General features: G+C 37.5%; 21 protein-coding genes. 14 read left to right on the top strand and 7 right to left on the bottom strand.

All coding sequences use genetic code 11. The features are described 5' to 3' along the window. The first annotated feature begins 243 nt into the window (after nt 1-243). The 8 genes from QUF78_RS22945 to QUF78_RS22910 all read left to right on the top strand — a co-directional run bounded on the left by QUF78_RS22945 (nt 244) and on the right by QUF78_RS22910 (nt 5,066). Entirely contained in the window at nt 244-657 is a 414-nt protein-coding gene (locus QUF78_RS22945) for a hypothetical protein (protein ID WP_289326504.1), read from the top strand. A gap of 955 nt (nt 658-1,612) precedes the next feature. Next, a complete protein-coding gene (locus tag QUF78_RS22940) occupies nt 1,613-1,924 on the top strand; it encodes a hypothetical protein (RefSeq protein ID WP_289326503.1) in 312 nt (103 codons plus the stop codon). A gap of 113 nt (nt 1,925-2,037) precedes the next feature. After that, nucleotides 2,038-2,166, top strand: a complete 129-nt coding sequence (locus QUF78_RS22935; RefSeq protein WP_289326502.1) for a hypothetical protein — start codon at nt 2,038-2,040, stop codon at nt 2,164-2,166. 1 nt (nt 2,167) lies between these two features. After that, nucleotides 2,168-2,380: an ArsR/SmtB family transcription factor gene (locus QUF78_RS22930; RefSeq protein ID WP_289326501.1), complete on the top strand. Its 213-nt coding sequence runs from the start codon at nt 2,168-2,170 to the stop codon at nt 2,378-2,380. Between the two features lie 20 nt (nt 2,381-2,400). Beyond that, nucleotides 2,401-2,898, top strand: coding sequence for an SRPBCC family protein (locus tag QUF78_RS22925; RefSeq protein ID WP_289326500.1), 498 nt, complete (start codon nt 2,401-2,403; stop codon nt 2,896-2,898). A 253-nt stretch (nt 2,899-3,151) separates the two neighbouring features. After that, nucleotides 3,152-4,063 (top strand): DMT family transporter, encoded by a 912-nt coding sequence (locus tag QUF78_RS22920; protein ID WP_289326499.1) that lies wholly within the window; start codon nt 3,152-3,154, stop codon nt 4,061-4,063. A 65-nt stretch (nt 4,064-4,128) separates the two neighbouring features. Next, nucleotides 4,129-4,524 (top strand): VOC family protein, encoded by a 396-nt coding sequence (locus QUF78_RS22915; RefSeq protein ID WP_289327389.1) that lies wholly within the window; start codon nt 4,129-4,131, stop codon nt 4,522-4,524. Between the two features lie 104 nt (nt 4,525-4,628). Continuing rightward, entirely contained in the window at nt 4,629-5,066 is a 438-nt protein-coding gene (locus QUF78_RS22910) for a GNAT family N-acetyltransferase (RefSeq protein WP_289326498.1), read from the top strand. Between the two features lie 282 nt (nt 5,067-5,348). On the opposite strand, the gene QUF78_RS22905 is transcribed toward QUF78_RS22910, so the two are convergent. The 4 genes from QUF78_RS22905 to QUF78_RS22890 form a co-directional block, all read right to left on the bottom strand. After that, on the bottom strand, nt 5,349-5,495 hold the full coding sequence (locus QUF78_RS22905) for a hypothetical protein (protein ID WP_289326497.1): 147 nt from the start codon (nt 5,493-5,495) through the stop codon (nt 5,349-5,351). A gap of 138 nt (nt 5,496-5,633) precedes the next feature. Then, entirely contained in the window at nt 5,634-5,762 is a 129-nt protein-coding gene (locus QUF78_RS22900; protein WP_289326496.1) for a hypothetical protein, read from the bottom strand. A gap of 16 nt (nt 5,763-5,778) precedes the next feature. Further along, the gene (locus QUF78_RS22895) at nt 5,779-5,916 is read right to left on the bottom strand and encodes a hypothetical protein (protein ID WP_289326495.1); all 138 of its coding nucleotides are present in this window, start codon (nt 5,914-5,916) and stop codon (nt 5,779-5,781) included. A 26-nt stretch (nt 5,917-5,942) separates the two neighbouring features. Then, entirely contained in the window at nt 5,943-6,092 is a 150-nt protein-coding gene (locus QUF78_RS22890; protein ID WP_289326494.1) for a hypothetical protein, read from the bottom strand. A 369-nt stretch (nt 6,093-6,461) separates the two neighbouring features. On the opposite strand from QUF78_RS22890, the gene QUF78_RS22885 reads away from it, so the two are divergent. Both QUF78_RS22885 and QUF78_RS22880 read left to right on the top strand, forming a co-directional pair. Next, entirely contained in the window at nt 6,462-6,728 is a 267-nt protein-coding gene (locus QUF78_RS22885; RefSeq protein WP_289326493.1) for a hypothetical protein, read from the top strand. A gap of 77 nt (nt 6,729-6,805) precedes the next feature. After that, nucleotides 6,806-7,039: a hypothetical protein gene (locus QUF78_RS22880; RefSeq protein WP_289326492.1), complete on the top strand. Its 234-nt coding sequence runs from the start codon at nt 6,806-6,808 to the stop codon at nt 7,037-7,039. Between the two features lie 121 nt (nt 7,040-7,160). Here the strand turns inward: QUF78_RS22880 and QUF78_RS22875 are convergent, their stop codons facing one another. Further along, nucleotides 7,161-7,865 (bottom strand): Dph6-related ATP pyrophosphatase, encoded by a 705-nt coding sequence (locus QUF78_RS22875; RefSeq protein WP_289326491.1) that lies wholly within the window; start codon nt 7,863-7,865, stop codon nt 7,161-7,163. Nucleotides 7,866-7,974: 109 nt separating this feature from the next. Continuing rightward, nucleotides 7,975-8,382: a type VII toxin-antitoxin system HepT family RNase toxin gene (gene hepT / locus QUF78_RS22870; protein ID WP_289314886.1), complete on the bottom strand. Its 408-nt coding sequence runs from the start codon at nt 8,380-8,382 to the stop codon at nt 7,975-7,977. A gap of 683 nt (nt 8,383-9,065) precedes the next feature. On the opposite strand from hepT, the gene QUF78_RS22865 reads away from it, so the two are divergent. The 3 genes from QUF78_RS22865 (at nt 9,066) to QUF78_RS22855 (ending at nt 11,100) form a co-directional block, all read left to right on the top strand. Continuing rightward, nucleotides 9,066-10,070, top strand: a complete 1,005-nt coding sequence (locus tag QUF78_RS22865; RefSeq protein ID WP_289326490.1) for a phosphotransferase enzyme family protein — start codon at nt 9,066-9,068, stop codon at nt 10,068-10,070. Between the two features lie 71 nt (nt 10,071-10,141). Further along, nucleotides 10,142-10,579 carry a bleomycin resistance protein gene (locus QUF78_RS22860; RefSeq protein ID WP_289326489.1) on the top strand — a complete coding sequence of 146 codons (438 nt, stop codon included), beginning with the start codon at nt 10,142-10,144 and terminating at the stop codon, nt 10,577-10,579. After that, complete coding sequence (locus QUF78_RS22855) at nt 10,567-11,100, top strand: GNAT family N-acetyltransferase (RefSeq protein WP_289326488.1); 534 nt, start codon at nt 10,567-10,569, stop codon at nt 11,098-11,100. Before QUF78_RS22860 ends, QUF78_RS22855 begins: the two co-directional genes overlap by 13 nt. Before the next feature lie 121 nt (nt 11,101-11,221). Here QUF78_RS22855 and QUF78_RS22850 read toward each other — a convergent pair whose 3' ends face one another. Then, nucleotides 11,222-12,019, bottom strand: a complete 798-nt coding sequence (locus QUF78_RS22850) for a peptidoglycan-binding protein (protein ID WP_289326487.1) — start codon at nt 12,017-12,019, stop codon at nt 11,222-11,224. A 303-nt stretch (nt 12,020-12,322) separates the two neighbouring features. Between QUF78_RS22850 and QUF78_RS22845 the strand changes: the two genes are divergently transcribed. After that, nucleotides 12,323-12,973, top strand: a complete 651-nt coding sequence (locus tag QUF78_RS22845) for an HAD family hydrolase (RefSeq protein ID WP_289327388.1) — start codon at nt 12,323-12,325, stop codon at nt 12,971-12,973. Nucleotides 12,974-13,064 lie beyond the last annotated feature (91 nt).

Genomic DNA, 13,064 nt, shown 5'->3' with positions numbered 1-13,064 from the left:
CTTTGGCAGCTCTTTTTCTTATGTCGGGGCAGGTTAGTTCTATAAGGAATTGGTTTATTTTGGTATGGTATTTAGGTTATTGTCTTCAATACTCAATGTTAGGGTGGATAATTTAATGGTTAGAAATTTACATCCATCTTTTGGGAGGGCTGGCCTTTGTTTACTTTTTAAAAAATCTCCGTAGTTATATGGAGTATTGTTGCTTGTGACAACGAACAAGAACTAGTCATAAAAAGTGAAAAGGTGGATGTAGAGCAAAAAAATGAGGTGCAAGATTCTACACAACAAGAGGATGTACCCTCTTACGATGCACCCAAGTATCATATATATGGTGGCTGGATGAACGGTGGATCTTATATACTTATCAAAAGTGATGGTGACGATGGCGAGGGTAGAGCCAAGTTCACATTAGAAAAATTCACTAAAACGGGAAAAGATAAAATCATAAAGAATTTCCAGTTATCAGAATCTACTGGATCCAAACTAACCGGTATAATATCTAGCAAAGAATCAAACAAGACTACTTTTCTAACGCTAGAATTAAATAAAGAAAAAACTGAAATAACTGTCAGGTTGCCAAATGAAAAACCCGTTAAATATAAACAAACAGAAATAAATCCGCAAGAATTTAATCCCGATTATGAGTGGGAAGAATGAAACCAAAGTATAAAGAAAAATAAAAAGACACCTCCTGAACCGTAGGAGGTGTCTTTTAGAGGGCAGCCTTTTTCTTAAGCTCGGGGCGGAAGAAGACCCGTTTGCGTTATGCTATAGTTTATTCAATGTTAGAGGATGGAGTTTGAAATGAAGAAAGATATATTTAGTTTTACGGCAGCCATCGTTGGAATTATGGATCCGTTATTTTATTTGCTACAATGGAAACGATGAATGGCAGGTTAGATAATATATTTCTAATTAGTAGTTTGAGTCTGTATGGTGCTTCTATTGTTTGTACGATTATAGCTTTGAAAAGGAAAGAAAAAAATAGGATAAAGTACTTCCCATTCGTTACACTAATCCCCATTGCCCTGTATCAATTATTAATTATTTTCGCTTATAAATTATTAGAATTCATAAATGGGTTGATATTTTAAGATAATCAACAGGGGGGAATCCAGTACCAAAATAAATCGTTCATTATAGGAATGTTGACAAAATTTGCAAAAATAACGGTGGTGGATAGATTGAAAAAATGGGAAAATGTAGCGAGGGGCATTTCATTTGTAATTATACTAACTTTTCTTCCTTATTTTCTTGAAAAAATAGGAATCTCCTTTTGGCTTATAGGGTTATGTATATTTGCTGTGATTTATTGTGTCTTTTTTATTTTATCAAAAATCGAATGCCTTCAGAAATCGGTATCAAATAAAGTAGGCTGGTTGACTTATATTATGGTATTTATAATCATAATGGTTTTGTATTTTATTATAAAATAGGCAGTGTGTTAGCCCATGACGGAAGTATGAGAGTTTCGGTAGCTTTTTCCTAGGAACTATCGGGGCATATTGATTGAAGGAAAATGGGAATGTAATCTTATCAGTGCGATTCATTATTATGAGGGATCTTTTTTTATAAAGATAGAGGTGCTAAGGTTAGAGAAAAGGAGACTGCAATGAAAATAAATTTACTGATTTTCATATCGTCTGTAAAAGAACAAGAAAAGAGTATATCGATGATGAAAACATTCGAATCTGATATTCGTCCTGTCAGAGGGGATATAATCGATGATCCGGGATTCGATCCAGGGTTTCATAATGGATATGAAGTTGTAAAAGTTTCGATTAATTATGCTTTGAATGAATGTTTTGTTTCGCTGCACCCACTTGCGTTAGAAATTCAGGAAATCAAGATAGAAACCTACATAGGGAAACTTGAAGCACATGGTTGGTGTGCTGTCTCAAAAGAAGAACTAAAAAGTATGTAAAAAGGTAAAAACCCTTCATTTTTCACGAAGGTTTTTTTATTTGGTGTAGTGCATACATTCATATTTAACCAAATGGTTGAATGTTAAGGGCGAAAAACTGTTATATTAACTATATGGTTAAGCAAAATGAGGATAATTTAAATGGAATTTTTCATGCTTTAGCTGATTCAACAAGAAGAGAAATGGTTCAGATGATGGCTCTGAAAGAAAGGACGGTTTCTGAACTAGCGAAAACCATTTGAAATGTCTTTGGCTGCTATTTCAAAGCATATAAAGGTCTTGGAGCGGGCAAATATAGTCGATAAGATTGTCGATGGAAGAATTCACATCTGTCGATTGAATACCGGATCATTATCACAAGCTACAGAATGGCTGCATTTATATGAGGAATTTTGGAGTAATCGTTTTGATCTTCTTGAGAATGAGTTATTGAAAGCAAAAAAGAAAGAACATTAAATTACGTAAGGGGTCTGTAAATGCAAAAACATTCAACAACCACTTTAAAGATGACAAGAAATTTTGATGTAGTACCTGAAAGAGTTTGTGATGCATGGTTGAACCCTGAGATGATGAGACAATGGTTTTTTACATTGGAGGGGACAAATAAGGTGGCACAAAATGATCCTCAAGTGGGAGGCACTTGGGAAATTATTGATCATCGCGATGGAAAAGATTATCGGGCGATAGGGGAGTATCTTGAAATAGACTCTCCAAACAAATTAGTGTTCACTTTTAAAATGCCGCAGTTTAGTGAATCGGAAGATACCATTACAGTTGAGCTGAAGGAACTTCAACAGGGCTGTGAAATGACCTTTTCACAAAACATCAACGTTCCTCATGAAGAAAATTGGACAGAAGCGGATATTGAAAAAGCTCTTGGAGAATATCATGATGGATCTGAACATGGCTGGAATTTAATGTTCATGGGACTGAAGGAATTGCTTGAAACTGGACAAGTTAGCTATAAAGGCTAATAGTCGTTAGCATAATCCAAAGTTGATTCAATGAACTCAATTTGAAGGCACTCCAAATTAACTGGAGTGCTTTTTTAATTCAGCATTAATGGTCGCATCTTTTCTTGAAAAGTCGTTTAGATTGACAATTCCCTCCTAGCTGGTAATATTTCTTTATTATTCCATTATTCTGGGTGATTCCGTTAATAGGCGATAAAAAAACTTTAGGAATAATGGGTGAAATAATCTAAGAAAGTGGGCAATATCGCTTTATATGACTAACTTTATGTATTTATTTTGTTTATTGGTATGGGGGCTTAATTTTATTGCCGTAAAGATTCAAGGTACGCCTGTGAGTTTAGAATTATCTTTAACATATCGTTTAAGTTTGACGGCTATCCTATTTTTCATTCTATTGTGCATTCTTAGACCTAAAGGAAAACCAATGAAAAAGGATGTTCCATTTATTATTGTGTTTGGTATATGTAATTTTGCCTTAAGTTATTTATGCCTTTATTACGCCACTATCTTAAGTTCAGCGGCAATGGTTACATTGATATTTTCATTGAAAGTCATTTTAACACCCATTGCCCTCCGTATTTTTTTGAAAGAACAATTACATCCCCGTATCTTAATAGGCGGGGTAATTGGAGTGCTGGCTGTTTGTATCGTTATTTACCCAAGTTTGAATGACATTCATGGTTTTAATGATATAAAAGGTATCATGATAGCTGTTCTTGGTACGATCCTTACTGCATTAGGCGATGCTAGCTCAGCTAGAAATGCTAAGAATAAAGTAAATCCAATCTATGCTAATGTACTTGGATTTGCGGCAGGGGGAATTCTTTTAGGGGCAATTGTGTTCATTAAAGGACAGGCAGTCAGTCTGCCAACATCTATTACATATTTATCTGCTTTGTTCTATTTAACTATATTCGCTTCCTTTGGAGCTTGGCTATTCTACCTAAAGCTTGTAGAGAAAATAGGTGGGGCGAAAAGTGGATACATGGTTGCCCTTTTTCCGACAATTGGAGGTATAGCTTCAGTGATGATTGGTGAATCAGATCCATCCATTTTCTTGGCTGCTGGCTGTCTTTTCAGTTGTTTAGGTGCTGCTATTGCCTTAGGATTAGGCACGCGTATTGGTAAAATAAACTTGAAGGAAGAAAAATCGACCTTTAAATAAGGGTTTCCGCAGTAATTCGATATACAGAGAGGGATGGGACAATGGAAAGTAAATGGCCAAAAGAAATGAAAGTAGCGCAAATCCGAGTTGCACGTCCTACTGATCAACTAAAAAAGGTTGTCAACTTCTATTGTGAAGGCTTAGGTTTGAAAAAAATCGGTTCTTTTGAAGAGCACGAGGGATATGACGGTATCATGATCGGGCTACCTGATTCCGACTATCATTTAGAGTTCACTCAACATAAAGATGGCAGTCCTTGTCCTGCCCCATCAAAGGATAATCTGCTTGTCTTTTATATTCCTGAACGTAAAACCATTGAAGAAATCACAAATAGATTGAAAGCTATGGGGTATGATCCAGTTTCTCCAGAAAATCCATATTGGGAAAAGTCAGGTGTTACCATTGAAGATCCGGATGGTTGGAGAATTGTATTAATGAATTCGCCCGGCATAGGAAATTAAAATAATAAAAGTGTACAGATGGGACGCGCCCCTTGCAATCTGATGAAGGAATTACGGTGTTCAAAGTTGAATGTAATGTTAATAAAATTTTCAGGGGTGTTTATGTGAATTCAACGGTAGAAACAATACAAGAATTAACAGAGAAAGAACAATGGTTAGCAGCCTTTCCAATTATGAATCAGTTACGTACTGACTTTACTCAAAAGACATATCTGGAGTCACTAGAAGAAATGAGGAAAGATGGGTATCGTTTGTATGCTTTATATAAGGATGACCGGATTGTATCCTTGGCTGGTTTAAGTTGGAGAGTTAACTTTTATAATAAACGTCACGTGTTTATTTATGATCTGGTAACAGATACTGCGCACCGTTCATTTGGATATGGAGAGAAATTATTAAGTTATATACATAACTGGGCAAAAGAAAATGGAGCAGCATATGTGGCATTGGAATCTGGAATTCAGCGAAACGATGCGCACCGTTTTTATGAAGAGAAATTTGATTATGATAAATGGTGCTATTCATTCAGGAAAACATTGTGATTAAAAATAGCAGTAATCAAGTACAAGAGCTGAGTAATCAGCTTTTTTTATTTGACTATCGGGGCAACGGTGGTTTTTGAAGGTGTTTGTAATTCCATTCCTTGCATAAAAGCCGCAAACTCATGTATCGACCAAACTTACGAGTAAAAGCCTGAAACTCACGAGTAAAAGCTCGAAACTCACGAGTAAAAGCTCAAAACTCACGAGAATAAGCTCGAAACTCACGAGTAAAGCTCGAAACTCACGAGTAAAGCTCGAAACTCACGAGTAAAAGCTCGAAACTCACGAGTAAAGCCTGAAACTCACGAGTAAAAGCTCAAAACTCACGAGTAAAGCCTGAAACTCACGAGTAAAAGCCTGAAACCACGAGTAAAGCTCGAAACTCACGAGTAAAAGCTCGAAACTCACGAGTAAAAGCTCAAAACTCACGAGTAAAGCTCGAAACTCACGAGTAAAGCTCGAAATTCACGAGTAAAGCTCGAAACTCACGCGAAAACACCGAAACTCACGAGTAAAAGCTCGAAACTCACGAGTAAAAGCTCGAAACTCACGAGTAAAGCTCGAAACTCACGAGTAAAGCTCGAAACTCACGAGTAAAAGCCTGAAACTCACGAGTAAAAGCTCGAAACTCACGAGTAAAAGCTCGAAACTCACGAGTAAAAGCTCGAAACTCACGAGTAAAAGCTCAAAACTCACGAGTAAAGCTCGAAACTCACAAGTAAAGCTCGAAACTCACTAGTAAAAGCTCAAAACTCACGAGAAAAAGCTCGAAACTCACGAGAAAAAGCTCGAAACTCACGAGTAAAAGCTCGAAACTCACGAGTAAAGCTCGAAACTCACGCGAAAACACCGAAATTCACGAGTAAAGCTCGAAACTCACGCGAAAACACCGAAACTCACGAGTAAAAGCTCAAAACTCACGAGAAAAAGCCTGAAACTCACGAGTAAAAGCTCGAAACTCACGAGTAAAAGCTCGAAACTCACGAGAAAAAGCTCGAAACTCACGAGAAAAAGCTCGAAACTCACGAGTAAACACCGAAACTCACGAGTAAAAGCCTGAAACTCACGAGTAAAAGCTCGAAACTCACGAGAAAAAGCTCGAAACTCACGAGTAAAGCTCGAAACTCACGAGTAAAAGCTCAAAACTCACGAGTAAAAGCCTGAAACTCACGAGTAAAAGCTCGAAACTCACGAGTAAAGCTCGAAACTCACGAGTAAAGCTCGAAACTCACGAGTAAAAGCTCAAAACTCACGAGTAAAAGCCTGCAACTTAATGAAAACGGGTGCTGTAGATGTACTTAACATTAATTCGGAAAAATTTTGTAATGATTTTTTTAGCCTTGGACATACTTAGTTAAGACTCTTAAAGAAAATTTTATTAGAGGAGGAACCCCAATGCCTGACGAAAATATACAAATGAAAATGGAAAATATTTGGCAGGATACATGTGGATCATGGGAAAACTGTACGGAAAATACAATTCAGTCATTCTTGGCAAAATCTGAAGAAAGCAATATAGATCCCCAATATTGCATGAGCTGGGTGGAACAGCATAAAAACCAAATCCCTGAGTGGCCTGCCGTTTCAAAAGTGTCGCTTGACTGGGTTAATCAACATACTTCAACTGGGTCACCGATTTCAATGAAGGAAGAGGAACTTTAGAGGCAATTAAAACTTTTTTCATTTAGATTTTTGGGCTTTATAAACGAACTCTAATATGCATGAAGAGGTGGAAATAGTTGTCGAATAATGAGAAACAAAACGGTCAATCAAATCGTCGGCAAGGTTCAGAAGATACCAGGGAGCATTCGAATAATGATCCAGAGTACAGAGCTAATGCTTGGGACGAAACGAATGATGCGGATTCATTTGTACAATCAGCCATTCAGGAAGAATTCAACAATCCAGTAATCCAAGAATCCATCTTGAAGTTCAATAAAATAGCAAATGATGAAGAAGAGAAGGAATCATGATTAGGCGCCCTATTGGGCGTTTTTTTATATGGGACAACTCTTACTAGCCTTTCCGCTGAAATTATGTAAATTAACGGAAAAAGATAGTGAGGGATATCCTCACTATCTTTTTTATGTGATTTTATACTATATCTGCCATCTGATCTAGCTCCAAAGGCAAAAAGGCATATTCTCCATCCTTAATGATCTCACATTTACGAACTGGAATGGGATGCTTGAAAATGGGCCCATCTATTACCGTGGTATGGAACTCTCCACCTTCTCCGCAAGGGTCGATACCACGGGCTTCAAGCTCCTTCACGTATTCATGGGTCAACGTTCGCCCTAAGTCGTCCTCACGCATTCCCAATGATAAATTAACAGTTACAATGATCGTTACAAATCCTAGATTCATGAACTCTTCGACAGCTTCACGATGGTTCATTTCCCATAAAGGCATCCCAAGCTTTAATCCCGCATTCTTCGTAACCTTTTCATGCCAACAGCCATGAGCAGGCATATCCAAGTCTCCAGTTACTAAAACTTCCGCTCCTTGATTTTTAGCTTTTTCTAAAAGGCGCATAAATACTTTTTCATAATCTGTCCAACTTGCAGCTGCAGTATATACGGGCAAACCTATGGAATTCGCTTGGGCACGTATGAGCTCAGGAGGCATTCCATGGGATCTGGAACGTTTCCCTTCTTCCTCCAGCATGACGATCAGTCCAACCGCTTCTCCAACCTTCATTGCTTTATACAGAGCTAGGACACTATCTTTTCCTCCGCTAAAAGAAGCTATAAATTTATGCCCGTGAGCACCATGTTTCCAATCGATTAATTCCGCCATTCATATCTTTCCCCTTTATTCTAATGACTTATTTCAAGATGCCCCTGTTATTCGCCAATTTCCTATTTTATATATGAGGTTTCTAGTCCCAAATTTCAGGAAAACCTCTTTACTGGAAATTCAGGACTTGTTTTGTAAAAACAGTGAAATCACTGAGATGATTCACTACGATTTGTTTTAAAATATCTAAATTAATGGTTTGGTAATCATGCACGGCAATATTTCTAAATCCAACCATAGCTTTTAAGCGCTTTGCTGTATCTTCATCAATAACCGAGTGTTCCTGCAACATATCAAAAGCATCCCTGCTTGACTGAGGCAACCCGAGTCTTTGATCAGCTACAATATGCATGGCCAAGTCGATCGAGGATTCGCAAGCACGTTGTATATTTAGGATGATGGAATCTTGTTTGGTAAAGTCCTTTAGGTTTTCTGGATTATTCGCATATACCACCTTAACGCGGTTCATGCAACGTTCTATTGCATTGATTTTGTTTAAAATCACATCATTCTTCATATATGGTCCCACTTTCCCCTATTTTTTTAAGATGTTTTCACGTTCCTCATTCAATTTAGCTTACATGCTAAGAACAGTCATTTGTTGGTTTTTAAGAAGGGGTCATCCTTTGAATATATCACAGTACCAGTCGTGTGAATCTGTGCCTGAAAGATCAACATCTATTTCAAGGATATCTGCCGTTCCTGGGCCAATAAAAAAGCTCATAGGTACTGTAAGGACGCCACATCGATGTCACTATCCCGATGTGTAGTATTATTCGCGTATGAGCGAAACACGATTATAAATGAAGGATCAATTTTGCCGATTAGGAACTCTTGGATACTTTGAAACATTTCTGTTTTCATAAGATATGCTCCCTAATGATTATACGAATAGTATACCAAACATTAGTTTTCCTTTGTACTGACCACAAAGGATCCTATGAAAAATATGGTTTCATTTATATAGGTTTCTTTATGAACCAAGTGATGCGTTAAACTTTGGGGATAGAGTGATAACTGGTGGGAATCCGTAATTGCTTCATCCCTATAAACATATCTTTATCCTGGTTATCATAAAGTCTTATTAAAGAAGAATGATATACAAATAAAGGGAAAAGGCATCTTGATATCGTATAAAGCATAGTATAATTCGTTTTTTTATTAACTAAGTTAGCAACATCATTAATGGGAGTGAAGAGTATGGAAGCGTCGGTAGAGCGGGTTTTTTCTAATGAATTGATAGAAATGGCTGGGCACTTTTTTCAAGTGAACTCAGCGAGTCCAGTAAAACTTGGAGATGCAGAGAACTATGTATTTGAGGTTTACCGGAATGGAACGCCATACATCTTAAGAATGACACACCAATCACATCGTACAAAAGGGCAAGTGCTTGCTGAGTTGAAGTGGATTGAGCATTTACAGAATAATGGAAGTGAAATTCCGAAAGTCATCTCTTCGACAGGAAATAATTTAGTTGAAATTGTAAATGGTCTGGATGGCACGGATTTTTATTGCTGCCTGTTTGAAAAGGCTCCTGGTGTAAGGATGAAAGTCACCGATGAAAATTTCGACGAACATTTATTTTTTGAATGGGGAAGAACAATAGGGCAACTACATAAAAAAACAAAAAGTTACAAGCCTGAAACGGAATATAAAAGGCTGGATTGGCATGAAGAAGAATTATTGAATGCCGAACTCTATCAATCTGATGTTCCAGAGCAAGTGAAGCACCAACAAGAATTAATCATGAAGAAATTAAATGCGCTTCCAGTTCATCAAGATAATTTTGGATTGATTCATTCTGATATACATAACGGCAATTTCCATTTTCATGAGGGGAAGATTCATGTGTTTGACTTTGATGACTGTTCTTATCACTGGTTTGCCAGCGATTTGGCCATACCTCTGTATTATCTGATATGGAGCTTGGAACGTGAAGGTGTAAAAGAACTCGATGATTATGCTGCAAAATTCATGAGGGAATTTATAAAAGGTTATGAGACGGAAAATAAACTGGAAAAGGCAGATTACGAAGCGATCCCGCTATTTTTAAAATTAAGGGACCTGACGTTATATAATTTTTTTCATAAAAAGTACGATTTGAATAGTGGGGATAGTCAATTATACAAAACCGTTCAAAAAATCGAACGCAGAATTATGGAAAGCCGTCCTATTGTTCACTTCGATGCGAACGTGATTCATTGAGGGTTCGTAATGAAAAGTTACATTGATAATGGCCGTATAAGAAAGTTAGACAAGGAGACTTTAGAACAAATATGAAATTCAATGCACTAGTACCTGAATTATCAGTATCGGATATAAGCGAATCGAAAAAGTTTTATATGGATATTTTGGGGTTCCATTTAGAATATGAGCGTGTTAATGATAAATTTGCTTTTCTTTCTTTAGGCGAAGCGCAAATGATGCTAGAAGAAATAAATGGGAGCTGGGATACAGGAGAATTAATCCATCCATTAGGCAGAGGGATTAATTTTCAGATTGATATTGATGATGTTGAAAAATTGGCGGCTGCTTTAAAAAGAAATGGAATAAACTTATTTAGAGAAATGATGGAAAATCATTATGAAAGCGATAAAGGGGTTTTTGTAAAAAAAGAGATTTTAGTTCAAGATCCAGATGGCTATTTACTAAGGTTTTCACAGTCATTGAATCCGAGCGGGAGCAGTCAAGGGGGATTGGAATGTCAGAAATGAAAAATGATAGTCTTTCGTATATGATTCGTACTGGTGAATTGGAAGATGCGGAAGCTGTTTTGGAGTTACAGAGTTCCGTTATTTCCGAAGGGGAGTATTTCATTGCAGTATCAAACGAGTTTAATAAAACAATAGAACAACAAAGAGATTGGATACAAAGGTCATTGGAAAATGAACGGGAAACCATCATCGTGGCCGAAATAAATGGTGAAGTGATTGGATGGATTGGATTTGAATCGGAAAATAGAAAGAGAATGTCTCACAAGGGCTCATTTGGATTGATGATCAGAAAAAATTACAGGGGGATGGGAATCGGAAAAGAGCTTGTTCAAGCATTATTGGACTGGGCAGAAGCCAATCCGTTAATAGAAAAGGTGAGTTTAGGAGTTTTTTCGACAAATCATCGGGCAATAGCCTTGTACAAAAGTATGGGGTTTGTTGAAGAAGGACGAAAAATAAAGGAATTTAAGATGAGCGAAAGTGAATACGTCGATGACATTATCATGTACAAGTTGGTTTGATAAGTCGGCTGCTTGAAATCCATAGCTCAGCAGGATACAGGAAGAGCATGTATTGAATCCATACATGCTCTTTCTGTTTGTTATGTATCTTTTTATATAAAAATGACGTTTCCGTCATGTATCATTTAATTACTTTAACCTTCACTTGCTTTCTTCCCCATGTTAAAGCATCCGCTTCTTTAGCGATGAATACATCGATTCTGTTTCCTTTGATCGCTCCGCCCGTATCTGCGGCGATGGCTTGTCCGTAGCCTTCGACTTCAACGATTGATCCTAGCGGAATCACATTCGGGTCGACTGCTATCAGTTTGGCATCATCATATTTTTTTAAATCGACGCCCATTCTTGTTGTGCCTGAGCACCCTTCGCAGCTCGCTGTATAAGCTGTACTTGTAACCGTCAGTTCTTTAACGGCTGAACTTGCTGAAACTGCTTTTTCATCTAATTTACTGAAAGTCCGTGCACCGGCTATTCCATCAGCTGATAATCCCTTTTGCTTTTGAAAGTTCATAACTGCTTGCTTTGTACCTGTTCCATAAATGCCGTCGATCGTTGATGTGTAAACATTCCAGGCTTTCAATAGCCTTTGCAGTTCAGCTACAGGTTTTCCCATATCCCCGCTTTTCAGGGTCTGTATTTTCTGATTCGTTTGTGTTCCTGCTATTCCATCGGCTTTCAGCCCTGATTTTTCCTGAAATTGCTTTACGGATTCCTTTGTAATCGGTCCGTAGTAACCTGTTGCTTCATGATAGGGAAAAACCCCTTTTGTCAGTAATAATTCTTGTAGTTCTTTTACATCGCCATTACTTATTCCAAATGAAAGTGTGCGATCCAAAGCAGCGGCTTCGCCTTTAGTTGGCATGCAAACTCCTAGAATGAATACAGAAGCCGTTAGGATCGTTAATAAAATTTTCTTCATGTTTATCCTCCTCGTTGTTTCCTGCAATTAAACCATTCGTTAAACTATCACTCTTTTAGACGCAGTTAAGGAAAAACACCGCAAAGGCACTAAGGAATTGTTAAAACATGTAACATAAAGAAAAGAAATGAGGCGGAGAACGGGTTACCATGTCCTTAGTAATTAACGGATTCTGGATTCTATGAAAAATAATCAGGCTTCCCATGGAACGAAAAGAACCGTTTGGTTGAACAAGGGGATTCATTCATGTACGTTTATGTTAATAGAAATTCCATTTCACGGTTAGAGGAGGAAATTATTTTGATTAAAGCAGTTATTTTCGACTTTGATGGTTTAATTTTAGATACAGAAACGGCTTGGTATGAGGCTTATAAGGAAACGATGTCTTTTTATAAATCTGATTTGCCTCTCGAACATTTCGTTACATGCATCGGAACGGATAATACTGAACTTAATCAGTACTTCAAAGATCAGCTGGGGGAAAGTTGTAATATTGAAGAAATTGAATCCAGAGCAAAAAGCGTCCATGAAGTAAAGATGAAAACATCACAGGCACGTGAAGGTGTAAAGGATTATTTAGAAGAAGCAAAAAAAAATGGATATAAAATCGCCCTCGCTTCAAGTTCAACAAAAGAGTGGGTCACTCATCATTTGGGGGAACTTGGACTGTTAAACTATTTTGAAGTAATAATCACAGGGGATGATGTGGATAAAGTAAAACCAGCTCCTGATTTGTATTTAAAGGCAATAGAAGTCCTGGATATTCAGCCCACAGAAGCCGTAGCATTTGAAGATTCGTTAAATGGGCTTCAAGCGGCCCTGACTGCTGGATTAAAGTGTGTAATCGTACCAAATCCCGTGACGGAAGCTTTAGCTTTTGAAAACCATCATTTACGCCTCCGATCCATGGTGGATAAGAGCTTATCTGATGTTATAAAACATATTGAGCAATAAGCGTTCGGCGGTAAGTATAGTATGATAAAGGAATGAAACCACGCCGAAGATGGCAGAGTCTTCGGTTTTTCTGGGTTTTTATTGAATGTTA

Origin of the sequence: Peribacillus sp. ACCC06369 (genome assembly GCF_030348945.1) — a bacterium.
GTDB lineage: Bacteria > Bacillota > Bacilli > Bacillales > DSM-1321 > Peribacillus.
This window is presented reverse-complemented; position numbering and strand designations above follow the sequence as displayed.

What these genes read in the sequence shown, in the direction of transcription:
- QUF78_RS22865 (WP_289326490.1), top strand. Translation starts at nt 9,066, where the DNA reads ATGGAAGCGTCGGTAGAGCGGGTTTTTTCTAATGAATTGATAGAAATG.
- QUF78_RS22850 (WP_289326487.1), bottom strand. Translation starts at nt 12,019, where the DNA reads ATGAAGAAAATTTTATTAACGATCCTAACGGCTTCTGTATTCATTCTA.
- QUF78_RS22935 (WP_289326502.1), top strand. Translation starts at nt 2,038, where the DNA reads ATGGTTAAGCAAAATGAGGATAATTTAAATGGAATTTTTCATGCTTTA.
- QUF78_RS22940 (WP_289326503.1), top strand. Translation starts at nt 1,613, where the DNA reads ATGAAAATAAATTTACTGATTTTCATATCGTCTGTAAAAGAACAAGAA.
- QUF78_RS22930 (WP_289326501.1), top strand. Translation starts at nt 2,168, where the DNA reads ATGTCTTTGGCTGCTATTTCAAAGCATATAAAGGTCTTGGAGCGGGCA.
- QUF78_RS22860 (WP_289326489.1), top strand. Translation starts at nt 10,142, where the DNA reads ATGAAATTCAATGCACTAGTACCTGAATTATCAGTATCGGATATAAGC.
- hepT (WP_289314886.1), bottom strand. Translation starts at nt 8,382, where the DNA reads ATGAAGAATGATGTGATTTTAAACAAAATCAATGCAATAGAACGTTGC.
- QUF78_RS22875 (WP_289326491.1), bottom strand. Translation starts at nt 7,865, where the DNA reads ATGGCGGAATTAATCGATTGGAAACATGGTGCTCACGGGCATAAATTT.
- QUF78_RS22920 (WP_289326499.1), top strand. Translation starts at nt 3,152, where the DNA reads ATGACTAACTTTATGTATTTATTTTGTTTATTGGTATGGGGGCTTAAT.
- QUF78_RS22855 (WP_289326488.1), top strand. Translation starts at nt 10,567, where the DNA reads ATGTCAGAAATGAAAAATGATAGTCTTTCGTATATGATTCGTACTGGT.
- QUF78_RS22915 (WP_289327389.1), top strand. Translation starts at nt 4,129, where the DNA reads ATGAAAGTAGCGCAAATCCGAGTTGCACGTCCTACTGATCAACTAAAA.
- QUF78_RS22925 (WP_289326500.1), top strand. Translation starts at nt 2,401, where the DNA reads ATGCAAAAACATTCAACAACCACTTTAAAGATGACAAGAAATTTTGAT.
- QUF78_RS22885 (WP_289326493.1), top strand. Translation starts at nt 6,462, where the DNA reads ATGCCTGACGAAAATATACAAATGAAAATGGAAAATATTTGGCAGGAT.